Here is a 26,812-nt window from a genome sequence, read left to right as displayed (position 1 = left end):
GAGGATATTTCATGAAACTCAATCAGTTTGCCATTATGCCAGTCACACCTGAACAAGAACGCATTGAAATGGAACAGATCCAGATGATTCACGAACGGGATCTGGCGTTACCGCCAGTGCCGTTCTTTCATCAACTGTTGATTAACAGTTTCCCAGAAGCGCGTACGCTAAACAGCGGTGAAGAAAGAATTGCTGGTCTGATGGCCACGCCGGAACAAAATGCGCTGGTCTATTTACGAACGCATGATACTATTTCGCAACAGGTCTTTTTCAATCTGTACTTACAATTATTAGGTTTTTCCCCAGAACGCGATTTTAGCTTGAATGAGCCGTTGGCCATCACGCCAACCGTAAATTTACCAGCCTTTACTTCGTCCGAACTCAATAATAATGACATGCTGCACGGCTGGTACCAGCTGCTGGTCACGCATAACACGACTGGACAAACGTTTCTTGATGATTTGACGTCGCGTGGGTATTTTCTTGCAATGGTTAACAATGCGACAGTCAAGAAGCCGATTATTTTTAATGGCAAGGCGCAAGCTGTTTACGATACGACCCAACTGATTCGCGAAGTTGTCTACGTTGAATCTGCACAGGACACGGACCACGATGGGCAACGCGACTTGTTAAAGGTAGAGATCACTCGACCCCTTGAATCAAATAGTCACCCTGTTCCAACACTCTATACTGCATCACCCTATAACCAGGGGACAAACGATGAGGCCGGTGAGGCACTGACCCACGATGTGACGATTCCACTCACGGAAAAGCCGGCGGTTAATAATACTGTTGCTGATACATTACCGACAAATCGGGTTGTCCCGGCGCCACGAAAGGTTGCCGGTTTGACGCAAACTGCCGAAGAAACCATGGGCAATAGCTTCGATTACAGTCTAAATGACTATTTTCTTGCCCGCGGCTTTGCAGTGGCTTACGCTTCAGAAATCGGCACCAAAGATTCTGATGGCTTGCGTACAACGGGTGACGTTGAGGAAACGATTGCCGCAACTGCCGTCATCGAATGGTTAGACGGCAAGCGAACCGCCTTTACGAACCGGACCGACAACGTTGAAATCAAGGCTTGGTGGTCAAACCATCACATCGCAATGACGGGGCGATCCTATTTGGGGACTCTGGCAACCGCAGCCGCAACGACCGGTGTTGATGGTTTAAAAACTGTTATCAGCGAAGCAGCCATCTCCAGTTGGTATGACTATTACCGTGAAAATGGGCTGGTTATCGCTCCCGGTGGTTTTCCGGGTGAAGATGCTGATGTTTTGGCGGAAGAGACCTTTTCGCGTGAAAAACAGCCTGGCGATTATCATCGCATCAAAGCCAAGTGGCAAAACGCGCTCAATCAGATGACTCTCGACCAGGATCGCACCACCGGCAATTACAACGCTTTCTGGGATGCGCGAAACTACCGAAAAGATGTAGCCAACATTAAGGCCGACATGTTGCTTGTTCACGGGCTGAACGACTGGAACGTCAAGCCAAAAAACGTTGGTAAACTCTGGCAAGCAATCCGCGATTTACCGATTGCTAAAAAATTGATCTTGCACCAGGGACCACACGTCTACATTAATAATTTGCGGTCGGTAGACTTTACGGATATGGTGAATCTCTGGCTCACACATGAGCTTTACGATGTTGACAACCACGCCGAAACAATTCTCCCTAACGTTTTGATTCAGGATAACGCGCATGCTGAAACGTGGCGGGTACAAGAGGATTGGCTAGCACCAGAAAATCCAGAAACGACCTTCCACTTCAGCCCCGATACACTGAGTGAAGCTAACGATCTCCAACCGGTTCAACTGGGCTTCAGTGACCAGTTGCCAACGAAGATCTTCCACTACTACGCCAAGCATTGGGACCAGTGGCAAACTGCGCTGGTCGATGACAGTAATGCGATGCTAGCAGGCCACCGATTGATTTTCAAGACAGCCAAACGCGCTGAACCCCTTATCATCGATGGCCATCCCAACGTGCATGTTCGGGTCGCAGTCAATCAGAACATTGGTCTGTTAAGCTTGCAACTGATTGATTACGGTCGATTTAAACGACTGACTACTTCCCCAGTCACGTTGGCGGGGCAGACCATGGATCTCGGCTATCATTTTAAAAAAGAAAGTCTTCGAGAATTCGAATTAACCAGGCTATCTAATTACCAGTTGATCAGCAAGGCACACATTAACCTTCAAAATCGTGACGGGCTGACAACCACTAAAACCGTTTCACCGAATGTTTTTTACGACGTTGATATCCAGTTGCAGCCCACGCACTACAACTTGTTACCAGGACACCAGCTTGGCTTGATCATCTACGCTACCGACATGGAAATGACGGTTCGCGGCAATCAGCCGTTATTCTACACAGTGGACCTGAAGGCGACTAATCTTCAAGTACCGCATCTGCGACATTAGTGCTATGATAGTAAGCAACGATTTACAGAAATGAGGGATATCATGAAACAAGGAACCACGATTATCACACTCGACAACGGTTACCATCTTTGGACCAACACGCAAGGCGAAGGCGACATTCATTTACTTGCCCTTCACGGCGGCCCTGGCGGCAACCACGAATACTGGGAAGATACGGCTCAACAATTAAAGAAACAGGGCCTGAACGTTCAGGTTCACATGTACGATCAATTGGGTTCATGGTACTCAGACCAACCTGATTACAGCGACAAAGCCACTGCTGACAAGTATCTCACTTACGACTACTTCCTTGACGAAGTTGAAGAAGTTCGTCAAAAGCTTGGTCTCGATAATTTCTACCTGATTGGCCAATCATGGGGCGGTGCCCTGGTTCAAATGTACGCTGCTAAATACGGTCAACACTTGAAGGGTGCAATCGTTTCATCAATGGTCGACAACATTGACGAATACGTCGCTCACGTTAACCAAGTTCGCGAAGACCTGCTGCCAGCTGACGCAATTGCCTACATGAAGGATTGCGAAGCAAAGGGCAACTATGATGATGCTAAGTACCAGGGCTACGTTGATGTCTTAAACGATAACTACGTCGACCGTAAGAAGCCCGCAGCTATCTCGCATTTGATTTCAACGATGGCTACGCCTGTCTACAACGCTTTCCAGGGTGATAACGAATTCGTGATCACTGGGAAGCTGAAGGAATGGATGTTTGAAGATCATTTGAAGGACATCAAAGTGCCGACATTACTGACCTTTGGCGAACACGAAACCATGCCGTTAGCAACAGCCAAACGTATGCAAAAAGAAATCCCTCATGCCCGTTTGGAAACCACCCCTGAAGGCGGCCACCACCACATGATCGATAACGCTCCTGTCTACTACGCACATTTAGCAAAGTTCATCACCGACGTGGAGAATAACACTTTTAACGATTAATCTTAGCGACCACTCAACTACTTGTTGAGTGGCTTTTTTGTTTCCTAAAGCGATCATTTTACAAATCGTGCTTCACGGCAGGGATGTCTAAAGACAGCAAAAAGCCATCCAGTGATGCACCGGATGACTTTTTTAATTAATGACGACTTTTGTGCCTTCTTTAATGTGATTATAGAACCACTTCGCGTCAGGAATCGACAGCCGCACACAACCGTGCGACTTTGCCGTTTTGCCTAACTGATCCGCTTCCTTCACATTATACTTGCCGTACTGATCCGTCGGCACTGTGTGGAAGAGATAAACGCCATGGTCTTTAAACGATACCCAGTAACGGGCACCTTCACCTGAAGACTGGTTATAGAAGAAATTGCCACGTTCAGACTGAATGTGGAACGTCCCGCGAGGTGTGGAATTATGAATCCCCGTTGACGCATACATCGTGTAGACCGTTTTATTTCCATTTTTAATGTAGACCCGCTGATTCTTTATCGAAACGTGGATCCAAACGTTACTCAACTTATTCAAATCTGGATAAGCCTTATTTTCTGAAGATTTCCGCCAGTTGACCTTGTTCATGTAACTTGGCGTGGTGTCTTCAGTAGAAGAACTGTCTTTTTTGCTGCTGGATGTCGAACTTGCCTTCTGACTGGTTTCTTGGTTCGTCTCCTGTTTAGCAGATGAATGCAGTAAATGGTGTGCACTAAACACAACCATAAACATGACAGCAATTAATAGTACAATGCGTAATGCCCGTTTCATAAAATATGCTCCAAACCTTATGTCATTTATATGTGAGTTCCATTGTAACATGCATGCGTTGCAATGTAGTCACAGTGGTTTGACACTTTAGTTAAGTTTAAGCAAAAACTTGTGGAAGAAGGATGGGTAATGGTGCGCGCGTGCAGCTTGGGGAACAAAAGTCACGCCCGGTCTTTTCTGTGACCGAGTTATTGTGACGACGTTGTTTGTTTTTACTTTGCTGAAACGTGTTCCGCAAGGCAAGGGGCTCCTGCATAACGGACGCTGTCCAAAAAGTCAGAACCGGGCTTTTCGGCCAGCGTCCATTATGCTCCGCCCTTAATCGTCTTGCTCCACACTCTTGGACTTCAAACTCAACTTCTCCACATTCAAGATCTTATCGGCTAATCCCTCATAAAAACTCATTTCATGGCTAACCACTATGGCGTTGCCTGGGAACGCATTAATAGCATCCTTCAAGGCTTCCTTCGTTTCTTCATCCAAGTGGTTTGTTGGTTCGTCCAAGATCAAGAAGTTGCTTGGTTCAAATTCCATCATGGCCAATTTCACCTTGGTCTGTTCTCCACCAGACAACTGACCAATGGGCTTCATTGCATTGGCAGCATCCAAGCCGCACTTTGCCAGCTTGGTACGAATTGCCCGCTGTGGTAACTGATCATACTTTTCTTGAATGATCTGCATTGGCGTCTGCTGGTTATTGTCCCATTCCAAGTCTTGGCTAAAGTAACTGACCTTAGCTGATGGTGAGAAGTTAGCAGCGCCGCCCTTAGCGTCAATGATACCAAGAATCGTCTTGATCAGGGTCGATTTCCCAACCCCGTTGAACCCTTCAAACCCAACCTTCTCGCCGGTGTTTACTGAGAACGTTACCGGCTTCAACAATGGTCGATTATACCCAACGGAAAGTTGGTCAACCACCAAGGCATTTTGCGAGCCCGTATCCTCATACGGGAAGTTAAACTGCGCCCGAATGTTGGATGACGGCGGATCGACCCGTTCCATCCGCGCCAGTTGTTTCTCACGCGACTTTGCTTGTTTTGAACGAGAACCGGCCTTGAATTTGGAAATGAATTTTTCAGTTTTTTCAATTTGAACCTGTTGCTTTTCATACTCGCGCCGTTGAGCCTCTTCACGCTCTGCCCGTTGTCGCATGGCCGCCTTAAAGCTGCCACGGTACTTATTGATTTTGCCAAAGGCAACGTTGATGATACAGTTCGTCACCTGATCCAGGAAGTCATAATCATGGGAAATGATCATGGCTGCCCCTTCAAAATCGTTCAAGTAGTCCACTAACCACGCAATGTGCGCCACATCCAGATAGTTCGTTGGTTCATCTAGTAAAATGACATCCGGCTGTTGGAGCAACAACTTAGCCAAAATAATTTTTGAACGTTGGCCGCCAGACATCCTTGCAACCTCATGATCACGGCCGATATCGTCCAGCCCTAACCCGGTGATGATTCGTTCGATTTCCGTCTCAATATCGTAAAAGTTATTTGCTTCCAGATATTCTTGGATTCGGCCGGCACGTTCCAGCAACTTGTCATCTGCCGTTTCAGCATACTCTGTGTACAACGCCGTCATTTTATCGTTTCGTTCATATAAATTCGCATATGCCGTGTGTAAAAATTCAATCAGGGTCATGCCATCAGGAATATCGGCATACTGGTCCAAATATCCCACGTCAATGCCTTTTTGCCAGGTGATTTTACCAGTAACTGGCAGTTCGTCCCCCGTCATAATTTTGATCAGGGTCGATTTTCCGACCCCGTTTTGGCCGACGATACCCATGTGTTCACCTTTGTTAAGCTGAAAACTCGCATCCTCGTATAAGTTTTTGTCAGCAAAGCTCATGCTTAAGTCTTCAACCTCTAATAACGCCATTGCAATTCTCCTCTCCGATTCATAAAGAAGGGGTCCGGGACACTTAGTTGCCTGCCCAGACCCATCCGTTCTCTCATATACCGTACATCGTGTCAGTTTTAAGTGGTCCAATTTTGCAGCCGATTTCACTGTTTTACCATTTCACTATCATATTTTCAGAAAATGAAACGATATGAACCTCATTACGACCTCAAAGTCGCAGTTATTTTCATTCATTAACTTAATAACCCTATCACTAAACCGGCTCATTAGCAACCATCCCACCACCTGACTCGTGGTATAATGAAAAGCACCATAACTACATTTCAAAGGATGACACATCGTGAACATTAAAGACATTGACAGCATTACCCTGACAGTAAGCGATATTAACCGCTCGATTCGGTTTTACCATGAAGTATTCGACTTACCGATCATTAAGGATTTTGACCGACCAGCAGTGCGGTTAGGCCATCATCGTCTAGAATTTGAAACACCAACAGACACGCCTGAGATCAGTGCTGAAAAAGTAGCGCTGGGCACTGCCGAATTGGCCTTTAGTACAAAGGACGACCTTCAGGCCACACTGTCACACCTGACAAACTACGCCGTTGAAATTGATGACGGTCCCATTAATTATAAAGGCGCCCAAGGTGACGCCACTGCACTGTGGGTTCGCGATCCGGATCATAATTTGATCAAAGTCGTAATCTATTAGCAATCTATGAAGAGGAGGCGTCCTATGACAGCCTACCTAAAGCGCCAAACGATGCGGATCATTGCGTTTATCATGCTGCTGATCATCTACCTGATCAACTCTGGTCAACTCACAACCGCAACGGAATATGCTAAAAAAAATCCCGCAATTGCCACCAAATACATCGGTATCATGCTAATGACAATGGCCGTTATCCTTGCTCTGTTTGCTTGGCTGTACCGACGACAGCTTCAACGCGGGAACCCGCACCACTTTAAAAAACGACCATTCACAATTAAAAGTATTCTGCAGCTGTTCGCCTTCTTCATTGGTATGTTGGCAGTACAAGTCCTGTGGTCACAATTGATTGTTCATCACATCTTACCGATGCCGACTAACCAAAGCGAAGTCGATTCACAAGCACTACAACTTCCGTTCTGGAACAACTTCTACAGTATAGTTGCGGCGCCAGTATTCGAAGAATTCATTTTTAGAGGCTTTTTCTTCAACTTTTTCTTTGCGAAAAACAACCGCCGCAATATCGTATTAGGCATTCTGATCAGCGGCTTCATTTTCGGCTTCTTACACACGTTTAGCTTCTCGGTAACGACCCTGTTCTATTCAGGACTGGGCTGGATCCTAGCCAGCTGTTACCTGTACTTTAAGGATATCCGCTACGATATGGCATTGCATTTTATGAATAATTTGTGGAGCATTTTGTAGAGTGTGGAAGAAGGCGCTTAGAGGGCGGAGCATAAGTAACTTTCGGTATCAAATCCTGGGTTTGAATTTGGGACCGGAAGTTGCTTATGCAGGAGCCCTCTGCCTTCTGGAACACGTTTCGACGCCAGATCAGCAAGGCCACAGTGCTGACCGCTCCTTTAACACAGTTAACATGTAGAGTGTGGAAGAAGGCGTTTAGAGGGTGGAGCATAAGTAACTTTCGGTATCAAATCCCGGGTTTGGATTTGGGACCGGAAGTTGCTTATGCAGGAGCCCTCTGCCTTCTGGAACAAGTTTCGACGCCAGATCAGCAAGGCCACAGTGCTGACCGCTCCTTTAACACAGAGAAACTATAACGTGCGAAAACGGCAACCAGCTAAACCACGATACACCCCTACCCGGTAACACAAATACATTCTAAAAATCAAAAGAAACTCAACGGCAATGACAAGTTTCTCCACCGAAGCCAAACAAAGAATCTCCAACAATCTAATAAGCAACTAAAAAGCGTCCAGCCACCTAGCCGGACGCTTTTACATTTCTAAAACCAAAACAATTTAACCCTTATCAGTCTGTTCGGCCATTTTTTTCATGCCATGCCTTTTGACCAGCAGTACGATCAGTTCCACTAAAAAGGCCGCAAATGCAATCACACTCCAAATAATCACCGTTTGCATCCGGTGTTCAGGAATCAAAAGTGCTCGTATTCCTTTAATGGGTCGCAGCATCAACCAGAGCGTCCCTAACAAATACACAAGAATTCCTAGCCCATTTAATAGCCACCAGTTTCGATTCTTCATCAAAAGCCTCCGTTCGTTCTTCACGAATAGTATACCGAATTTTCGGTAAAAAAAACACCAGTCTCAAATCACACTGGTGTTAATTAACGAAGTTTTAAATGACAAGGTCGACTAGTCTGCCTAGACTTTTCAGACACTTGTTTGTCTTGCGACGTGCTTTATTTTACCGTGCCGAAACGTGTTCAGCAAGGCAGAGGGCTACTGCAGAAGCGCGTCTGGACACAAAAGTCAGGCCCGGACTTTTCTGCCCAGCTAGTTTGTCTTGCGACGTGCTTTATTTTACCGTGCCGAAACGTGTTCAGCAAGGCAGAGGGCTACTGCAGAAGCGCGTCTGAGCACAAAAGTCAGGCCCGGACTTTTCTGCCCAGACGCGCTTCTGCTCCGCCCTCTAAACGCCTTGCTTCACACTCTACACTCTACTCTCCACTCGCTTCAACGACGCCACCCAGTTGTTATACAACTGGACGCTATCACCCCGCCAAGTATTCGCCGGTTCGGCTGCTGAGAAATAGCGTTTTGGTAAACGAATTGGCAGCCCCTTTCCCATATCCCGGTGAAACTCGTTAAACAGGGTGTTTGTTTCGTATTCTGGGTGCCCGCTAATATACGTTGAACGGGTCTTAACCGCGTGCATGACAACCGGACCAGCCTCTGGGTCACTGGCTAACACGTCTACTTCTGGATCATCAATAGCAGTCAAAGTCGAATGGCGTGATTGCGGCATCGACAGGTTGTCAAACCCTGCTGTCAAACTGGTCTGTGCGTTGATTTGGCACCGATACACACCAAAGAGCTTGCTTGGTAAGACTTGTTTTTGAATGTCAAAATCTGCGTACAAACCTGCTTGGGCTGCCCAGCATTCAAAAATACTTTCGCGAACGTGGGTCTCCCGCCAGTCGAGGAAGTCTTTGAATTCGGACCAATAGTCCACGTCCTCAAAGGCCATTTCTTCAACTGGCGCCCCAGTGACGACCAGACCATCAAAGTAACTGTTCTGTAAGTCAGGCAACGTTGCGTAATCGGCTTTCGCAAAATCTGCTTCACTGATGTGCTTACTATGATGAGATGCCATCCATGCGAAGGTCACTTGCACATTGACAGTGAGTTGACTGAATAGTTCAGCAAACTGTCGCTCAGTTTCCAATTTATTCGGCATTAAGTTGACAACTAATACCTTTACTACCCGACCAGTATCAGTTAATGCTGCTGATTGTTGCTGTTTTAAAAAACCATTTTTTAAAATCACTGTCATCCGTTTTCCTCCTTAGCACGTCGCTATAAAAAAATGTCCCTAGTTGTTGAACAACTAGGGACGACATTGCGCGGTACCACCCATCTTCGCCTGAACCTCACGATTCAAGCCTCGAAAGTATTTTCATACTCTGCAACGTATCGGTTGCCTCCGTGGGTTATGGCCAATCATGACCGCACCATGCTCCGAGATCATCTTCACCCGAATCCGCGTATCTGCTCACACCACCGCAGACTCTCTGTGCCACCTATCAGGTTACTCTTCTCTTCAACGACTCATAATATTCTAATTGTTTGTTAATTTAACACATTTATCTTTAATGGTCAAGAGTGAACCACCCTTTTATACAATATTTACACTTCCTTAAGTTGTTTGTTTGTGAACAAATCAGCCTCATAAACCTTTATCCTGACACATATGGACCATTTTATTCACATACTATTTCCCAACAAAGCTGGCTTGGAAGTGCTGCCGGCCATTGCCACGCGCTCATACACAGAATTTCGCATTCTCATGTTTTTTTCAACACGCGTTTCGATTGACTGTCCGCACTTGCGTATTTAAAGTCTACTGCGTATAATAATAGTAATTTATTTTTGGAGGAAAAACGCATGACAAGTCTGCAAGGTCAACTGAATGATTCTTGGCAAAGCCGGTAACGAACTGCTTCCTTATGGACGCGGTTTGAGCTCACCTGTTCATTTCACGTGTCCATGCCGGTTACTTTGATTGCGAGTGACGCTGCATGACCAACCTTGCACGTCGCTCACTGGAGACGATTTCGCAAGGAGTCGTCTTTTTTTGTGCGGTATCCCTCTTCGTTGTGTTGTTATTATTATTTAGGATAGGTGGTTGTAATGAAACGACTATATGCATTGATTGCCATTCTGCTCGTTTTTCTGGGCTTTGCCTACGTAAAAGAAAGCGATCCGAATCAGGCAGCTGACCGGAAACATACGCCCACAGTGGGCATTCTTCAACTCATGTCCCAACCTGCACTGGACACGATTCACCACGGTATCATTCAGGGGTTAAAAGATGGTGGGTTTACGCCAGGAAAAAATGTTAAGATCGACTATCAAAATGCCGAAAATGATCAGAGTAATATGATGACCATGAGTAACCGGTTTGTGAACGAAGGCGCCGACGCCATGATCGGCATCGCCACCCCCTCCGCTCAAGCGTTAGCCAACTCATCCTCGAAGATCCCGATTATTTTGGGTGCTGTAACGGATCCTAAGGGCGCCGGTTTGGTGACAAATAATACCAACCCTGGCGGAAATGTCACCGGGGTGTCTGACCAGGCACCACTAGCCGAACAACTGAGTCTCATCCGCCGGGTAATGCCGCATTTAAAGACCCTGGGCATCATCTACACGTCAAGTGATGATTCAGCAGTTGAACAGTACAAACAGTTTAAAGTGCTTTGCCAAAAGGCAGGAATTCCATTAAAAGCCTACTCAATTTCAAACACCAACGACGTTCAGCAGGTCTCGCAGCAAATGGTCCGCAGCGTTGACGCTGTTTACGTGCCAACCGATAACACAATTGCCTCAGCTATGCAGACGCTGGTTCAAAACGCCAACGCGGCTAAAGTGCCGGTATTCCCAGCCGTGGATACCATGGTTAAGGACGGCGGCCTTGCCACCTACAGTGTAGACCAGTATAAACTCGGCGTGTTAACGGGGAAGATGACGGCCAAGATCTTGAAGGGCGAAAAGCCTGCCACGACGCCAATTAAATTTGTCAGACATGGTAAGTTGATCATTAACTTGAAGGAAGCGAAGAAGTTGGGTATTACCTTCCCCGCATCCGTTCTTAAAGAAGCAAAAGAGAAGGGAGAGATCGTGAAATGAGTATTGGATTAGGCGTTTCTGCCATTGGCCAAGGCCTCTTATGGGCCACCCTCGGGATCGGCCTGTTTTTAACATTTAGAATTCTCGACTTCCCTGATATGACGGTTGAAGGCACGTTCCCAATGGGCGCCGCAACATGTGTGGCTGCCATCAACCATGGCATCGATCCTTTTTGGGCCACAATTATGGCAATCGGTGTCGGCATGCTGTGCGGTCTCGTTACCGGTCTGTTATATACGAAGGGAAAGATTCCAATCCTGTTAGCCGGTATTTTAGTGATGACCGCTGCTTATTCAATTGATCTGCGAATCATGGGTCGGGCGAACCTGACGCTCTTAAATAAACCAACCTTATTAAAGACAGCCTTTTTGAAGTCCCTGCCAGAATACTTTGATAGTATTGTCCTTGGAATGATCGTCATCGCTATCGTGACGATTGCGCTGGTGTATTTCTTGCAGACTGACCTGGGCCAAGCTTTCATAGCGACTGGGGATAACGAAAAGATGGCGCGGTCACTGGGTATCAAAACGGACAACATGCAGATCATGGGACTCATGATTTCAAACGGCCTTATTGGTCTGGGTGGTGCCCTAGTTGCACAAAACAACGGGTACGCCGACGTCAATATGGGTATTGGCATCATCGTTATCGCTTTAGCTTCCATTATTATTGGCGAAGTAGCCTTTGGCGAATTAACCATGAATCAGCGACTTGTTGCCGTAACTTTGGGGTCAATTCTGTATCGGTTCGTGTTGCTGGTTGTTTTGCGACTCGGATTCAACACCAACGACTTACAGCTGCTGTCCGCAATCGTGCTTGCCTTCTGCATGATGCTGCCAGTCTTCCAGAAGATGTTCAACATTAAGCACATCATCAAACGGGGGGTGACAAGCCATGACTAAGCCAATTTTAGAATTGCGCAACGTCGTCACCAAAGTGAACCGGAATACCCCGGAAGAACTCACACTGCTGAAAGGCCTTAACCTGACGATCAACGAGGGTGACTTCGTAACCGTGCTCGGATCAAACGGCGCCGGTAAATCGACCCTGTTCAACACAATTGCCGGCAACCTATCGATTGATAGCGGCGATATTCTGCTACGCGGTAAATCCATTGTCAATGAATCAGAAGAACGCCGAACGCGTTTCTTGAGCCGTGTTTTTCAGGATCCGAAACTTGGCACTGCGCCCCGGATGACGGTTGCTGAAAACCTGTTATTAGCTGCCAAACGCGGTCAGGGGCGCCATTTAGTACCTCGCCGACTGCGTAAAGCATTACCGCATTTCAAAGAAATCACGGCCACCATGAACAACGGCTTGGATCAACGGTTAGATACCCCGACCGGCAACCTGTCAGGCGGTCAGCGGCAAGCGCTGAGCTTCTTAATGGCCACACTAAAACGCCCGGATATTCTGTTACTGGATGAACACACTGCTGCTTTGGATCCCAAAACATCGCAAGAACTCATGCAAACGACCAATGATCGAATCACGGAAGAAGACCTCACCTGCCTGATGATCACCCATCATCTTGATGATGCCCTGACTTATGGTAATCGGTTGATTGTGATTGACAATGGTCAAATTACGTTTGATGTCGCAGGTGACGAAAAGAAAAGGCTCACGCAAGAGAAGCTGTACAGTTTCTTTAGTGATTTGGATGGGTAATAAAAAAGAGAATCCTGTGCGGATTCTCTTTTTTTATGACCTATTTTTCTTGATACAGTTTAATTAAGCCCTGTGTCCCATCATTACCAAGTTTTTTGTCATCCACCATTACTTCATAGAGGTGCTTAGCTTCCTTGGTCGCCGGCAAGTCAAGGCCCATCTTGTCGGCTTCATCCAAAGCAATTCGCAAATCTTTTAAGAAATGCTTTGCAAAAAAGCCGGGTGTGTAGTCGCCAGCCAGGATACGCGGCGCATAGTTCTCCATGCTCCAATTATCAGCCCCGCCGCCGCTCAATGTCTTAAGGACGTCTTCCATCGGCAGGTTAGCTGCCTTGGCGTAGGTCATCATTTCAACCATGCCAGTCATTGTACCGGCAATCATAATTTGATTAGCCATCTTCGTATGTTGTCCCTTACCGGCTTCGCCGAACAAGTGAATCGACGTGCCCATGAGTTTAAACAACGGCAGCAGTTTATCATAGGCCGCTTTATCACCGCCAACCATGATGGTTAAGGCAGCGTTTTTCGCACCAACGTCACCGCCAGACACCGGTGCGTCTAAACCGGTAGCACCCAATTTTTTTGCAGTAACAGCAATCTTTGCCGCAAGCGTTGGTGTACTTGTGGTCATGTCGACCACCGTTTTACCCGCAGTCAAGGTTGAGAAGACCCCGGTTTCGCCAAAGTAGATTTCTTCAACGTCCGTTGGATAACCAACCATCGAAAAAATAACATCGGCTTGTTCCGCTACCTTAGCAGGTGTTTCTGCCCACTTGGCACCATTTGCCACCAACGCATCTGTTTTCGATTTTGTCCGGTTATAAACAAACAACTCGTGACCACCGGCCAATAAATGACCCGCCATTGCGGCACCCATAACACCAGTACCAATAAATCCAAGTTTCATGCTTGTTTCCTCCTTCAGTAACTGTTGCATCAAAACTAATTATGCCTGAGCCGCTAGTTTTTTGTCTAAATAGGCGGCCAATTTATCCTTAGGATACAAACCGGTCACTTTTTCAACCGCTTTGCCATCCCGAAACAAGACAAGACTGGGAATGCTCATGACCTTGTAATTCATTGCCAAGTCTTGGTTATGATCAACGTTTAATTTACCAAACTTGATCCGGTCACCATATTCGCCTTCAAGCTGTTCCAGCACGGGATCCATCATCTTGCATGGCCCGCACCAGGGTGCCCAAAAATCAACTAGGACGAGCCCAGCCTTCGTTTCTTCATCTAAATTATCCTTTGTGATCGTCGTTGCCATTAGCCGGCTCCTTTCTGCCGCGTCGCGCAAAATGGATGATCAGGGTCACGACAACTGCACCCAAAACAATCAGTCCAAAAAGCGATGCTGGGATTTCAATATCAATAATCGGAATGCTGACAAACAACTTGATGGCAATCAGTGCAATCAACGCGTACGCCATTGGTTCCAATTCCGGAACAATTTTCATTAATTTCATAATCATTTCGGCAATTCCACGCATTGCAAGGATGCCGATCATCCCACCAATCAACACGATAACCGGATTTGGAGAGATTGCCAGTGAAGCCAGCACCGAGTCGATTGAAAAGATAATATCCATCAATTCAATTTGGATGACCACGGACCAGAACAATGAAATGGGATTCTTGCTTTTATGGTCTGAAACCAGTTTGCGAGTGTGCTTAACCCGACTCTTACTAAAATATTGAATGGTAAGGAACAGCAAGTAGCCTGCGCCCAACACCTTAATTTCCCAAAGATTAATGAGGTACGTTCCGATACCAATAATCAGGAACCGAAAGATATAAGCACCCCATATACCGTAAAACAATGATTTTTCTTGCATCTCTCTGGTGGGTAACGCCTGAGTCTGGGCTGCCAGCACCACAGCGTTATCCACAGAAAGTAAACATTCAATCATGACTAATGAAAAAATAATCAGCCAGTCGCTACCGGACGTCAAAACCGTTTCCCAATTGTGCAGGTCAAAGAATGGTCCGTAAAGTTTCCCGATGAGCTCAAGCAATTTAACGCATCTCTCCCTATCTAATTATGTTGATAATTAATCTTACTGGTTTCTAGTTGTTCTGACAAGAATTTTAGACCTGTCTTCCCCAACTTTCAACCACCGACGATGAGTAAAATAGTGTTTTCACACTATTTTCATTTAGCGTGTACCCAAGTTGTCAACGTAAACGACCTCCCACTGGTTGACTGACTAAAAAAGACACTCTTTCGGCGTCTTTTTCACTGATGTTTATGCGATTAGTTAAGATGCTGGATTCAAAATACTGTCTTTGGGGCTTTACGAAAACTAGCTTTACAGTGGCAGCATGCTTTGTTGAACCAACTCTGGGTAAACAAGTCAGGGATGGGCTTTTTGAGTTAGTCGTCTGAGTGGTACTTGCGACGCGCCTTTGGCGTCATAGCTGACACGAGTTCCACAAACCAAATGCTTGCACAGAAGCGGCCTATTTTACAAAATCCAAACCCGAGATTTGATAAAATAGGCCGCTTCTGCTCCAGTCTTTAACCGGTTTGTTCCACTCTCTAATAAGAATCAAACCGCGCCAATCTATAACTTTTAATCATGTTGATCAGCTTCTTAGCATAGCTTGGATCTGTGGCATAGCCATTGGTTTGCAGTTCCTTTGCAGCTGTTGCGTAATTAGTTGTTTTGGTTGTAATGAATTGGCGATAAACAACCAAGTCATGGTCAAGAATGGCCGCTTTCAGGTTCGGATAGACCCGGAAATAGTCCTTGATTGTCACTTCTTTACCGTTTTCGTATTCCTTGGTTGGAAACAGTTCTGACTGACCATTGTAGCTGCCCTTCATGCCAAATGGATTCTTTGCTTCCTTATATAACTGTGACTGGCCCCAGCTGGATTCCAAGATAGCTTGGGCGATGACGATACTTGGCAGAACCTGATGTGTCTCATGGTAAGCCTTGACAGCTGGCGTTGCCATTTGTTTGATAAACGCGCGCTGACGGCGTTGCTGAGGGGACAGACTAGTCGTCGATGAACTGTTCTGGGTTGTTTGCGGTGTAAACACCTTGTCCATCACATAACGGGCACCAAGTCCGCCACCGATGACAAACAACGCTAGAATAAATATTAACGTTGCTGCTCCCTGTTGATTTGACTTTTTACGACGCCGTTTTTTGGCCACGACAGACCCTCCTGCTTCTCATTCATAAGTACCTGGCTATTGTACCCAGCCTATTAGAAATGAGCAATGTTCTGGACCAATTTTTAGTAAATCCTTATTGAGTTGTTAACGAATTGTCGTCGTGGTCAGCTGGTCGTCCTTGTCAAAGAAATGCGGTTCACGCCAAGTCGTTATCATTTCATCCGTCATCTGCAATTTGCGCACACCTAACCGATTGTATGGCTCATAGTAGTAACTTAGCGTCTCCGGACAAGTTGCTGCCCGGTAAACAGAATAGTTCTGTTGGTAACCGCGCATTTTGGGAACACTAACACTGTTTAACAGATGCCAGAGACTCACAATGGCTTCGTTCTCATCAGCAGAGCGGTCGATCCGTTCCTTATAGTAGGCAGCCCTGATGAACCTTGAACCAGGTGTGTACGAACCCGATGGCACTTTTTTTCCGGAAAAGTTGCCGGTCGTGACCCGCGCTGTATTTAACGGCACGCGGCCTTCTTTAAAATCATCTGTAAACGCCATGTAGTGGTCAAGTTGTTTTAATTGCCTTTCAAAATTATAGGCATTGGTCAGCACTCCCAATGGGTTGTCGACAATTCGCAACGGTTCACTCGAGGTCTCAATGGCCACGATACGACCAGTGGGATCCATGGCAACAAAGTGCAATTCGGGGTGTCCATACTCATGGGCAGCCAGTTCACCGCTCATCATCTGAATTTGGTGAATATTGGCTTCAATTTCAGCAACCGAGCTGAAGTGACCTAAAAGATAGAGTGGTAACTCAAACGGCGCAATTGAAATTTGATTGTCATCCGGCGTTGTTGCAAACTTGGCGCCGTTGGCAAAGGTCAATTTTTGAACACTCAGTCCCTTTTCGTTGACCCCATCCGAGATGTCAATCTCATTATCATGCGCACCACCGCTCCCAAGAATCGCATATCGGTTCTCATAGGCGCGGTCATCAAAAACGGATTGCCAATGATACCCGCGGGGCACAAACACCGGACCAGCCCCTAAATTATGCCAGTCCATCGTGCGTCCCAGCACGTGGGTGCCATCCAGAGCGATTTCGTAAATACTCGTACACATGTTACGCATCCTTTCCCGCTGCCAAGGCCCGCAGCGTTTTAGTAAAGCGGTCGTCGATTTTGCGCTGAATAGTTGGTGATATCGTCCGACCAGATTGATTTTGCAAAATCGGTTCGGCGACCTTTAAATAGGTAAACATAATTTGACTCACGTCTAAATGATACTGACCGGCCAGCCTTAGCGCAAGCGTGAATCGGTTCGGCGTGTTCAAATCAGCATACGGACTGTTATACGTCATGTGGGGGTCTCCTAACTAAATGTCAACGTTGCGACTGCAGATTGTTTATCTGAACCGCCGCGACGAAATAATTAACGTTCTTCCTAATATAGGCCTTTTATTATAGGCGAAAGCGCGTCATAATAAAACAAAAGTGACTTTTTTTACCCAACGTGATTCGTTTTTGCGATATCGCCAATATTGGGATTCTCGTTTTCAGTCAAATGTCACGATTTGCAAGAATTCCAACAAATATTTGGGTTCTTCTGCAATCAAAGAAAAAGCTATGTTAAAATGAAAAAGGTCATTTACACAAAACATAATGATTAACGTAACTTTCAAGGGAGATACAGTGCAATGAACGAGCGGATACGCAATTTACATGAAAACCGGATTTTCTCACTGTTAGTGTGGCTGATCGCCATTTTTGCAGCCATCGTGATGCTGCCTAACACGAGCACTCTGGTTCAAGAATACGGCCAGCCTCAATTGGCAAATAACAGTCAGCCAATGGTTGCCTCGGCCATTCAATCTAAATGGGGACGCAACGTTTCCAACACATATAACGTCACTGCAGTGTTCAATAACCCTTCAGGCAAATTGACATCCAAGCAGTTGGCAGCGGTTGACAAAACCATGGAGCGCCTAGCTGGGAAAGAATCTACGTACGGCATCAAAGATGTTCGGACAATGGAAACTAACCCAACGGCAAAGGATCAGTTCTTATCTAAGGATGGTTCGACCGAAATCGTTAAACTAGCGGTATCGAAAAATCAGGGCAGTATGAACCTAATTGCTAAACAGTTAGATTCACAAATTGTTACAACTGGGTTGAACACCTACGTCACAAGTCCTGAAATCATTAACAGTGCTGCCAGTGAAAAAATCAGCAGTGCCACTACTATTGCGACGGTTATCGTCTTTATCTTGAGTCTGCTGATTATTGGGATCGTGTTTAAGTCGCTCATCGCGCCCGTGATTTCAACGCTATCACTGCTTATGATGTACGCAGTATCGCTAAGTCTCATTAACAATCTCGCATCGCGCACAAGTTTCCCATACTCAGAATACACGCCGTTGCTGATTTTATTACTGACCGTTGTGTACGGTTTGATTGGGCACTTCTATTTGTATCGAGGCTTTAAGTCGCAACTAGTGGCAGGTGTGGACCGACAAGCTGCTGTTAAAAACAGTATTCGAAGTATCCGAACCTACATGGTAGCTACCGGGTTGACCCTTGCTGTTATCTTCGGCGGGTTTTACCTATTTAAGTTCTCGACGCTGCGTGCTATGAGTGGACTGGCAATCGTCGCTCTCGTCACAATGATTGGTGTAATCACGATTTCACCAATCTTTCTGTCACTGCTTGGGGATCGCTTCTTCTGGCCAGCCGTTGACGGGCAGGCAAAGGAATATGGTGCATGGAACAAGCTCGCTAAGTTCGGTCTATGGCAACCAGCCATCGCCATCGTCGTTGTTGCATACTTTGTGGGCATGTTTGCCTACTCCTTCCGCGATAATTTAAACTTCTCAGCGATCGATACATTGTCAACCACTCAGAATGCCGTGGCTGGTAACAAGGTCGTTGCTGCTCACTTTGGCGCTGGTGAAACGACGCCAGTCACCATTTATCTGCAATCCAAGGATCGTTTAGATAATGAACGTGCGCTGTTACAAATCGATAATTTAACCACTAAGCTGCAAACCATGAATGGAGTGTCAAGCGTCACTTCCCTGACACAGCCAAATGGCGAACCAATTAGTGAATACTATGTCACAAATCAGTTGAACAATTTGAACTTGCAATTGAAGGGTGCTACGGATCAGTTGACGACTATTAAGAGTGATCTGAACTCAGACCGGTCGGAATTAAACGCTGTGAAACTGCAAAAAGAAGCTGATAAGATTTCAAAATTAGCCTCAAAGACTTCCCAGTTATCATCTGACACGGATACCGTTCACAATCAGGTCACTCAGATTGCCGGTCGGGCAAGTGTGACCCAACGCAGCAACGCTTCAAAGCTTGTGCGTCGTTACCAACGCCTGCTTTCACTCATTAACACGCAGTTACAGACCGTCGCCAGCAACATGGAAGTGCTGAGCAGTGAAGTTTCAAGCAGCCAGTCATCTGCTGAGAGTACTCAGTCAACCGTTTCCAGCTACGCCTCACAGCTTAAAGTTATTCAAACGAGCTTGAAGAAGTCAACGACCAGCCTGACTGGTTTGATTTCTTCGTACACCAATATTTACAATTATCTGTCAGCCCTGCAAGCATCTGATGCTGCAAAGGTATACTACATTACCCCAGAACAGTTAACGAGTTCTGCGTTCCAGCAATCACTGTCAACTAACAGCAGCGCTGATTACAAGTCAACAGCCATTACAGTTTACTTGAAACAGTCAGCAAACAGCCACGACACTTCAAAGACTGTCGCGCACTTACAATCAGAAGTTAATACACAGCTCCAAGGAACCGCGCTTAAGAATGCTAAGGTTGCCTTCACTGGTCAACCCGTTGTTCAATCAACGATCAAGCAATCCTTCCACCACTATATCGGCTGGATTGCTGTACTGGTTGCCGGGATTATGTTCATCGTTTTGGCAGCGTTGAGCCGCTCAGTTCTGCAGCCGCTATACTGGCTGTTGACGTATGGTATTTCAGTCATTGCCAGTTTCCAAATCGGAGAACTGATCAATCGATTCATTTCAGGGAATGCGGATTTCAACTGGCAGGTTCCGTTGATCGTGATGGTTCCAGTCATCACCTTTGGGGTCACTCAGTTAGTCGAATTGTCCCTGGATTACCGGCACAATGAGGCACCATTGCTTGATTGGTTGCTGCCTGGTATTACCGCCAGTGGCCAGTCATTCCGGCATCGCCTATTCGGAATCATTGTTGTGTGTCTCGGCTTATTAGCCGTTAACTTCGCACCGCTGACCCAGGCCGGTTTGATTATTATCGCCGCGGTGATTGTCTTCAACATTGTGCTGCCAATCATTGCCGCAGCCGTGGGTAAGCTGACCGTCACGTTACCGCAACATACGCGCAAACACAAAGAAACAACGGATAAGGATTAATTTTTAACACGGTTGACCTTTGTTATCGCCACTGGATCGCCGTAATTAAATCATCAGCAATAAAAAGGCTGTCTCAGTTCACCCTGAGACAGCCTTTTTATTGCTGATCTTTTTTCTTGTCTTTCACTATATACCTGATATGCCCATTGTCGTTAATGCCATACAGAATTTGTTTACCCGCTTTATCGAAGGACCCCATGTCAACAGCTGGTTGACCATCAACAATTTCAATTCCCCGAAAGGCCTGTTTAACAAAGTCACGAAAAACGTTTATATCAGCTAAAAAGCTGGTCATTTTTTCCGCGGCGCTAGGCAAGCGGTAGCCCTCATCCAAAAATACTTTCATGATACGTACCGCCACAAAAGTGTGAAAATCATACATCCGTGCCTTCTGCTGGTCTGTCCGGGTCATGGGATGAATGTAGCCCTTTTGTTCCCAATAACGTAACTGTCTGGTAGATACCCCTGTCATGGTACTTATTTCACTAATTCTAAATCTAAACGACTCTAAATTGAGTAACTCTGGCATAATTTTCTCTAATGCGTTATCGATTTGTCGCACCTCCGAACGTCGCTTCCTAGCTTATTATTTCACAGACGTTACGTAAATTACAAATTCATTCTAACCTTTTAATGGCATTGAAACTGGTTTGTTACAAAACTGACACATTCTATCGGTAGTATAGTACTCGTACATATTTAAAGAATACATAAACTAAAACGAAGTTAATTGAGGAGTTTTTTATCTTATGAAGAAGTTTGCCGTTAAAGGATTCATTACGTTAGTTGCCGTCATTGCCTTTGCAATTCTTGGCGTAACAGCTGGTCACACCACTGCTCACGCCGACAGTTCTGACGATGCTTCATTTTCAACTGTATTATCCACCGCTAAGTCAAAGCTTGGCAAGCCATATGCTTGGGGCGCTACCGGCCCTTCATCTTTTGACTGCTCTGGTTTTACCAGTTACGTATACAAAAAAGCGACCGGTATTACAATTCCACGGACGGCCCAAGCCCAATACAACGCCTACAAGCACGTTAAGGGCTCCGCTGTAAAGAAGGGCGACCTCATCTTCTTCGGTGGTAGTACTTCAAGTATCAGCCACGTTGGTCTTTACATTGGTAAAGGTAAGATGATTGATGCGCAAAACCGTGGTGTGATCACTGAATCAATTTATGCATCATGGTGGCACAAGGTTGGTTACGCACATGTCACTGACTTAAGCGACTAATTCATTAAAAAACATACACATAGAACTTCTCAAGAAAGGCTCCAGCGCAAATGCGCTGGAGCCTTTCTAGTGTTAGTTGTCTTTAACAGCTGTCAGTTGTCGCGTAAATTGACCTCGGACGGTAAGCAGGTTTTAGTTTTTTACCATGCGGTAGTGAACAATCCCAACTTCGAGAAAGGCATCCCCCACCCGTTTAAAGCCTAAGCGTTTGTAAAAATCAACAGCCGTTTCCTGAGCATTGAGTTCAACCGTTTGTCCTGGCAATTGATTCAGCAATGCCTGTAACAGTGCAAACGCATAGCCGTGGTGCCGATCCGCTTTCAATGTCGCCACCCGCTGGATATGGGCTGGTGCCACTTGGTCGTTTAAACGGGCGGTCACTACTGGCTTACCCGCAACGTAACCGACATAGTGTGTCATTTGCGCGTCCTCCCCGTCAAATTCTAACTTAGGGTCAATGCCCTGTTCCGTGACAAACACAGCCTGGCGAATTGCGGCAGCGTCCCGATAAACTTTCCCTTGATTGCCACGTGCTTGCTTAATATCCACTTGCTCACTCTCTTTCTTATCACTAATCTCGATTCTAGCCGAGAACTAGTTTATTCGTCAACCTCGTTGAAGCACGTTTTAACGAATACGCAAGGCCTTATGCTATACTGATGGCAGATAATTCTCAGAAAGTGGGCGACGCATATGCAAACGCATCATATTTCGTTACTGACAAAGGACGCGGCGCAAAATATTGCATTTTACACCAAGACCTTAGGCTTACGGCTGGTCAAGAACACCGTAAACCAGGAAAACATTCACATTCGACACCTATTCTATGGTGATTATCTGGGGACACCCGGATCAGTTATCACCTTCTTCGTATTGCCGCTCCTAGGTCGGCGAACTGATGGGAACCATTACATTAACGGCTTTGCGTTAGCCATTCCAACTGGTAGCAGCGCCTTTTGGATCGACCGACTCAAAACTGCTGGTTTCGACCCAGAAGCGACTGACACTGGGTTGAAATTTTTGGACCCCGACCTCATTCCAGTCACGATGGTTGAAACGGAAGAAACGCTCACTGAATGGCAAATCAATCCTAATAATGGCATCTCAGTTGACCACCAGATTACGCACTTCTTAGGGACAGAGCTGCACGTCCCGGATGTCGCAGCCACGAAGGCCTTCTTTGAAAAACTAATCGATGCTGACGTCAGTGATGATACGGTTCACCTGGACCGTCACGCTGCCATCAAACTTTTCCCAACGACCAACTTCGAACAGGTCACGCGCTTTGGCCGTGGCAGTATTGACCACGTTGCCCTGCGTGTCGATGACGAGGCCACCCTGCTGGCCCTGTACGAAAAGGCTCAGGAACAGGGTTGGGACATTGAAATGTATCGCGATCGCGGTTGGTTTAAGAGCCTCTACATCCGCGAACCTGGAGATAACCGCATCGAGTTCGCTACGCCGACACCAGGATTTAGTCTAGACGAACCGATTCTATCCTTAGGGAACAGTTTAGGATTAACGCCTAAATTTGAATCCCATCGGCAAGAAATTCTGGATTATTACGAAAAACAGGGTGTCGATTTCCATGACGGTAATTAGATATAGACACGGATGCTTCACCGCACGTGTCTTCCAAAACTAAAAAATAGTCACTAAAAAACGGCTGTCGCATTGACGCGCAGTCGTTTTTCTTTTGCATTTATTTATAATTACTTGTTATAACTCTCAACCACAATATCATCATCCGTAAGGGTCAGCCGTGTCAAGCTCCCATTAGCCGGCCGCGTACTCAAATCATACTTGCCGCCAGCGTAACGTTCCATCAAACTCAACAGCGTGTTGCCGTGGCTGATCAAGAGCACATTGTCACCATCTTTTAACTGGTCGTTGTGCCGAATCAAGTCAAAGCCTTGATCCACACGTTGCCAGTACTCGTCATTGTTTTCAGCCTGGTGAAACGGATCAGCATCCTTCAAGTAGTCCTTGGCTTTCCCAATCGAATACTTGGCCACAATGTCCTTGAAAGTCGGCAATCCGTGTGGTGCCCCTGCCAGGTACCACGCTTGAGCCATGTCATTTCCTTCAAAATAGCCGTAAAACTCTTCACGGAAAAACGGTACCGTGATGGGGTCAGTGACCTCAGATTTTTGATTAGCGGCTAAAATCAGTTTGGCCGTATCCATTGCCCGCGTCGTATCACTGCAGTAGGCTGCATCAAAGTGCACATCAGCCAGCCGGTCGCCGGTCGCCTTAGCACCGTCAATGCCCTTTTGTGTCAGGGGTGAATTACTCCAGCCCTGTAATTTATTGTAAATATTAAAATAGGTTTGTCCATGACGTACAACGTACAGATTAAGCTTTGTCATCAGTATGGCACCTCCTGCTTATAGTTATTCTTAGTATAGCATTTTTTTCGCTGGGAAGAAGTTGGTTACGTACGGGCTCAAAAACACCAGATTGCCCTTAAACATACCTATTCAACCTTAACGATGGCTTAACTTTTTAATAAATTCATTTAGGCCTTCCTGCAAAGGTGTGCAAAATCTGCTAAACTTGTAGACATATTAAATGCGTGCAACGCGTGAAAAAGGGGCTATCATTGTGGAGTTACTCAAACGCACGTGGCGACGAACGAACACGCGACTCGGGTTCGCAACCTTATTGGTTATATTATTTTGGTTGAAGACCCTGATTGCTTACTTTGTTGATTTTAAGATCACGTTAAATGATCCGTTACAGGTCTTCCTGTACATCACAAATCCAATCGCCACCACTGTTATTCTGTTTAGTCTGGCCCTGTATGTCAGACCGACCAGACTGTTTTATACTTCAGCACTGGTCATTGACATTCTCAATACTGTACTGCTTTATCTAAACGTTATTTACTATCGTGAGTTTACCGACTTCATGACGGTTTCGACCATGTTGGGCTACAACAAGGTCAACCAGGGACTGAGTGGCAGTTCTATGGCGCTCACATCGATCCACGATATCTTCTTTTGGCTGGATCTTGTTGTCGTGGTTATTTTACTGTTCACTCGGCGAATCAAAATCGACACCAATAAACTTAACTGGCGTGCGAGTTTTGCTGTAACCTCCGTCGGTTTCTTGCTGCTCGGCCTTAATTTCTCAATTTCTGAAATGAATCGGCCACAGCTGATGACCAAGACATTTGACCGCTCTTATATCGTCAAATACTTAGGCCTGGACAGTTTTACTGTCTTTGATGGCATTACTACCCAACATAATAATGACATCCGCAAAACCGCCAAAAAATCAGAATTAACGAGTATCCTCAATTTCGTTAAAAAACATTACGCCAGTCCCAACAAAAAAATGTATGGTATTGCTAAAGGGAAAAACATTATTGTTCTTCACTTGGAAAGTTTCCAACAATTTTTGATTGGGCAAAAGATCGATGGTAAGGAGGTCACGCCGTTCCTAGACAAACTCTTCCACAGCAAGTCCACGATCTCGTTTGATAACTTCTACAACCAAGTCGGCCAAGGCAAAACCAGTGATGCTGAAAACATGCTGGAAACGAGTACTTACGGTCTGCCTCAGGGTTCGCTCTTCGCTCAGCTTGGGAGCGATAACACCTTCCAGGCTGCGCCGCAGATTCTCAAACAACGGGCCGGTTACACGTCAGCTGTTTTCCACGGCAACGTGGCCAGCTTCTGGAATCGAAATAACACTTATAAGAACATGGGTTACCAGTACTTCTTCGATGCGAGTTATTATGATACATCGGGTGATAAAGCGCTTGGCTTCGGCTTAAAGGATAAATTGCTCTTCAACGACTCGATCAAGTATCTCGAACACTTGCAGCAACCATTTTACGTGAAGTACCTGACCGTCACTAACCATTTCCCATTCAGTCTTGATAAGGAAGACGAAGATCCAAACTTCAAGGCGCCTGATACAGGAAATAAGACCGTTGATGACTATTTCTTAACCGCCCACTATCTGGATCAATCAATCAAGGAATTTTACAAATACCTTGAAAAGAGTGGATTGGCAAAGAAGTCAATCATTGTTCTGTATGGTGATCACTACGGCATTTCAGATTCAGAAAATAAGTATCTTGCTAAGATCTTAGGTAAAAATGCTGATGATTGGACCGACTTTGATAACGCCCAGTTGCAACGGGTACCGTTAATGTTCAACATTCCTGGTTACAAGAAGGGGTATGTTGACCATACGTACGGTGGTGAAATTGACGTGCTGCCAACCCTGCTGCATTTGATGGGGATAAGCACCAAGCGTTACATCCAATTTGGCACCGATTTGTTCTCGAAAGCCCACGATACCGTTGTCGCCTTCCGTGATCAGGATTGGGTTTCAAGAAAATACACGTGTATTGATGACCAACTGTACGATAACCACACGGGTAAAGTCGTTCAGCCTGATAAAAAGACCAAAAAATGGCAAGAAAAGATGCAGGCAAAGGTACGAAAAGAACTCGGATTATCAGATTCCTTGAACCAAAAGAACCTCTTGCGTTTCTACCATCCAAAAGGCTTTAAAGCAGTTAACCCCGAAAAATACAATTATTCGAACGGGTTGCAAAAGGCTGAAAAGATCGAGAAAGAATTGGGAACTAAGTCAACAAGTTTGTTTGATGAAAACGGCAAGAAGACCACCCAGTCAGACTTCTCCACCGATGCGCCTGAATTGAAACACAAGAAGACTGATTCTAACCGAATCAAGATTACGAACCCGGATGCGAATAGCACTTCGGATGGCGGTAAATAACCTGCGGAAAGAAGCATTCAGGGTGGCCTACCCTTTCCTTCCTGCAGCGCGTTTCGGCTAGAGAACTTCGGGAGACTATCCAGATAAGGCTTTAGTAAAGATGGAAGGCCTGAATCAAGCAAGGATAATCTCAAGGACAAATAAAACGTTAAAGACACCTGCTTATATAGCCGGGTGTCTTTTGATTTAAACATCGTGAAAAAAGAGAATTAATAAATAACCCCGATTTAAAATTGAAGTGCAACACTTGATAACTAGACCAATTAGACTAGCT

At 45.9% G+C, this 26,812-nt stretch carries 24 protein-coding genes; 11 read left to right on the top strand and 13 right to left on the bottom strand.

Annotated elements, in window-relative coordinates:
• Positions 1-11: 11 nt before the first annotated feature.
• Together FC82_RS00125 and FC82_RS00120 are read left to right on the top strand one after the other, a co-directional pair.
• Positions 12-2,429, top strand: coding sequence for a Xaa-Pro dipeptidyl-peptidase (locus FC82_RS00125; RefSeq protein WP_056995883.1), 2,418 nt, complete (start codon positions 12-14; stop codon positions 2,427-2,429).
• Positions 2,430-2,471: 42 nt separating this feature from the next.
• Positions 2,472-3,383, top strand: a complete 912-nt coding sequence (locus tag FC82_RS00120) for a proline-specific peptidase family protein (protein ID WP_056995882.1) — start codon at positions 2,472-2,474, stop codon at positions 3,381-3,383.
• A 132-nt stretch (positions 3,384-3,515) separates the two neighbouring features.
• Here FC82_RS00120 and FC82_RS00115 read toward each other — a convergent pair whose 3' ends face one another.
• Positions 3,516-4,142 carry a L,D-transpeptidase gene (locus FC82_RS00115; protein WP_056995881.1) on the bottom strand — a complete coding sequence of 209 codons (627 nt, stop codon included), beginning with the start codon at positions 4,140-4,142 and terminating at the stop codon, positions 3,516-3,518.
• 318 nt (positions 4,143-4,460) lie between these two features.
• Positions 4,461-6,026, bottom strand: a complete 1,566-nt coding sequence (locus FC82_RS00110) for an ABC-F family ATP-binding cassette domain-containing protein (protein WP_056995880.1) — start codon at positions 6,024-6,026, stop codon at positions 4,461-4,463.
• 322 nt (positions 6,027-6,348) lie between these two features.
• Here FC82_RS00110 and FC82_RS00105 point away from each other — a divergent pair, with 322 nt between their 5' ends.
• Together FC82_RS00105 and FC82_RS00100 are read left to right on the top strand one after the other, a co-directional pair.
• Entirely contained in the window at positions 6,349-6,723 is a 375-nt protein-coding gene (locus tag FC82_RS00105; protein ID WP_054760279.1) for a VOC family protein, read from the top strand.
• Positions 6,724-6,747: 24 nt separating this feature from the next.
• A complete protein-coding gene (locus tag FC82_RS00100) occupies positions 6,748-7,425 on the top strand; it encodes a CPBP family intramembrane glutamic endopeptidase (RefSeq protein WP_056995879.1) in 678 nt (225 codons plus the stop codon).
• Between the two features lie 557 nt (positions 7,426-7,982).
• Here the strand turns inward: FC82_RS00100 and FC82_RS00090 are convergent.
• Positions 7,983-8,225, bottom strand: a complete 243-nt coding sequence (locus FC82_RS00090) for a hypothetical protein (protein WP_054762440.1) — start codon at positions 8,223-8,225, stop codon at positions 7,983-7,985.
• A gap of 409 nt (positions 8,226-8,634) precedes the next feature.
• Positions 8,635-9,477 carry a homoserine O-acetyltransferase/O-succinyltransferase family protein gene (locus tag FC82_RS00085; protein WP_056995877.1) on the bottom strand — a complete coding sequence of 281 codons (843 nt, stop codon included), beginning with the start codon at positions 9,475-9,477 and terminating at the stop codon, positions 8,635-8,637.
• An 857-nt stretch (positions 9,478-10,334) separates the two neighbouring features.
• Here FC82_RS00085 and trpX point away from each other — a divergent pair.
• The 3 genes from trpX to FC82_RS00070 are packed head-to-tail and all read left to right on the top strand — an operon-like array spanning position 10,335 to position 13,001.
• Positions 10,335-11,333, top strand: a complete 999-nt coding sequence (gene trpX / locus FC82_RS00080; protein WP_056995876.1) for a tryptophan ABC transporter substrate-binding protein — start codon at positions 10,335-10,337, stop codon at positions 11,331-11,333.
• A 2-nt stretch (positions 11,334-11,335) separates the two neighbouring features.
• Complete coding sequence (locus FC82_RS00075; protein WP_054762441.1) at positions 11,336-12,235, top strand: ABC transporter permease; 900 nt, start codon at positions 11,336-11,338, stop codon at positions 12,233-12,235.
• Positions 12,228-13,001 carry an ABC transporter ATP-binding protein gene (locus FC82_RS00070; protein WP_054762435.1) on the top strand — a complete coding sequence of 258 codons (774 nt, stop codon included), beginning with the start codon at positions 12,228-12,230 and terminating at the stop codon, positions 12,999-13,001. The genes FC82_RS00075 and FC82_RS00070 overlap by 8 nt, the downstream gene beginning before the upstream one ends.
• Before the next feature lie 40 nt (positions 13,002-13,041).
• Here the strand turns inward: FC82_RS00070 and FC82_RS00065 are convergent, their stop codons facing one another.
• The 6 genes from FC82_RS00065 to FC82_RS00040 form a co-directional block, all read right to left on the bottom strand.
• Positions 13,042-13,938, bottom strand: coding sequence for an NAD(P)-dependent oxidoreductase (locus FC82_RS00065; RefSeq protein ID WP_153021009.1), 897 nt, complete (start codon positions 13,936-13,938; stop codon positions 13,042-13,044).
• Positions 13,939-13,947: 9 nt separating this feature from the next.
• A complete protein-coding gene (gene trxA, locus FC82_RS00060) occupies positions 13,948-14,271 on the bottom strand; it encodes a thioredoxin (protein WP_056995874.1) in 324 nt (107 codons plus the stop codon).
• Positions 14,246-15,019, bottom strand: coding sequence for a TerC family protein (locus tag FC82_RS00055; RefSeq protein ID WP_054762433.1), 774 nt, complete (start codon positions 15,017-15,019; stop codon positions 14,246-14,248). Before FC82_RS00055 ends, trxA begins: the two co-directional genes overlap by 26 nt.
• A gap of 524 nt (positions 15,020-15,543) precedes the next feature.
• Positions 15,544-16,167 (bottom strand): glycoside hydrolase family 73 protein, encoded by a 624-nt coding sequence (locus FC82_RS00050; RefSeq protein ID WP_056995873.1) that lies wholly within the window; start codon positions 16,165-16,167, stop codon positions 15,544-15,546.
• A 105-nt stretch (positions 16,168-16,272) separates the two neighbouring features.
• Positions 16,273-17,253, bottom strand: a complete 981-nt coding sequence (locus FC82_RS00045; protein WP_054762427.1) for a choloylglycine hydrolase family protein — start codon at positions 17,251-17,253, stop codon at positions 16,273-16,275.
• Position 17,254: 1 nt separating this feature from the next.
• Positions 17,255-17,491 (bottom strand): hypothetical protein, encoded by a 237-nt coding sequence (locus FC82_RS00040; protein WP_054762425.1) that lies wholly within the window; start codon positions 17,489-17,491, stop codon positions 17,255-17,257.
• Between the two features lie 336 nt (positions 17,492-17,827).
• Between FC82_RS00040 and FC82_RS00035 the strand changes: the two genes are divergently transcribed.
• On the top strand, positions 17,828-20,548 hold the full coding sequence (locus FC82_RS00035; protein ID WP_056995872.1) for an MMPL family transporter: 2,721 nt from the start codon (positions 17,828-17,830) through the stop codon (positions 20,546-20,548).
• Positions 20,549-20,645: 97 nt separating this feature from the next.
• Here FC82_RS00035 and FC82_RS00030 read toward each other — a convergent pair whose 3' ends face one another.
• Positions 20,646-21,110 (bottom strand): MerR family transcriptional regulator, encoded by a 465-nt coding sequence (locus tag FC82_RS00030; RefSeq protein ID WP_056995871.1) that lies wholly within the window; start codon positions 21,108-21,110, stop codon positions 20,646-20,648.
• Between the two features lie 187 nt (positions 21,111-21,297).
• Between FC82_RS00030 and FC82_RS00025 the strand changes: the two genes are divergently transcribed.
• Positions 21,298-21,780, top strand: a complete 483-nt coding sequence (locus tag FC82_RS00025) for a C40 family peptidase (protein WP_056995870.1) — start codon at positions 21,298-21,300, stop codon at positions 21,778-21,780.
• 132 nt (positions 21,781-21,912) lie between these two features.
• On the opposite strand, the gene FC82_RS00020 is transcribed toward FC82_RS00025, so the two are convergent.
• Complete coding sequence (locus tag FC82_RS00020; protein WP_056995869.1) at positions 21,913-22,329, bottom strand: GNAT family N-acetyltransferase; 417 nt, start codon at positions 22,327-22,329, stop codon at positions 21,913-21,915.
• 144 nt (positions 22,330-22,473) lie between these two features.
• Here FC82_RS00020 and FC82_RS00015 point away from each other — a divergent pair, with 144 nt between their 5' ends.
• On the top strand, positions 22,474-23,382 hold the full coding sequence (locus FC82_RS00015) for a VOC family protein (protein WP_056995868.1): 909 nt from the start codon (positions 22,474-22,476) through the stop codon (positions 23,380-23,382).
• A gap of 110 nt (positions 23,383-23,492) precedes the next feature.
• Here the strand turns inward: FC82_RS00015 and FC82_RS00010 are convergent, their stop codons facing one another.
• Positions 23,493-24,149, bottom strand: a complete 657-nt coding sequence (locus tag FC82_RS00010; RefSeq protein WP_056995867.1) for a histidine phosphatase family protein — start codon at positions 24,147-24,149, stop codon at positions 23,493-23,495.
• A gap of 202 nt (positions 24,150-24,351) precedes the next feature.
• Between FC82_RS00010 and FC82_RS00005 the strand changes: the two genes are divergently transcribed.
• Positions 24,352-26,538 carry an LTA synthase family protein gene (locus FC82_RS00005; protein WP_056995866.1) on the top strand — a complete coding sequence of 729 codons (2,187 nt, stop codon included), beginning with the start codon at positions 24,352-24,354 and terminating at the stop codon, positions 26,536-26,538.
• Positions 26,539-26,812 lie beyond the last annotated feature (274 nt).

Source organism: Secundilactobacillus collinoides DSM 20515 = JCM 1123 (genome assembly GCF_001435975.1).
Lineage (GTDB): Bacteria > Bacillota > Bacilli > Lactobacillales > Lactobacillaceae > Secundilactobacillus > Secundilactobacillus collinoides.
Note: the sequence above shows the minus strand (reverse complement) of the source record. Positions and strands in the feature narration are given on the sequence as shown.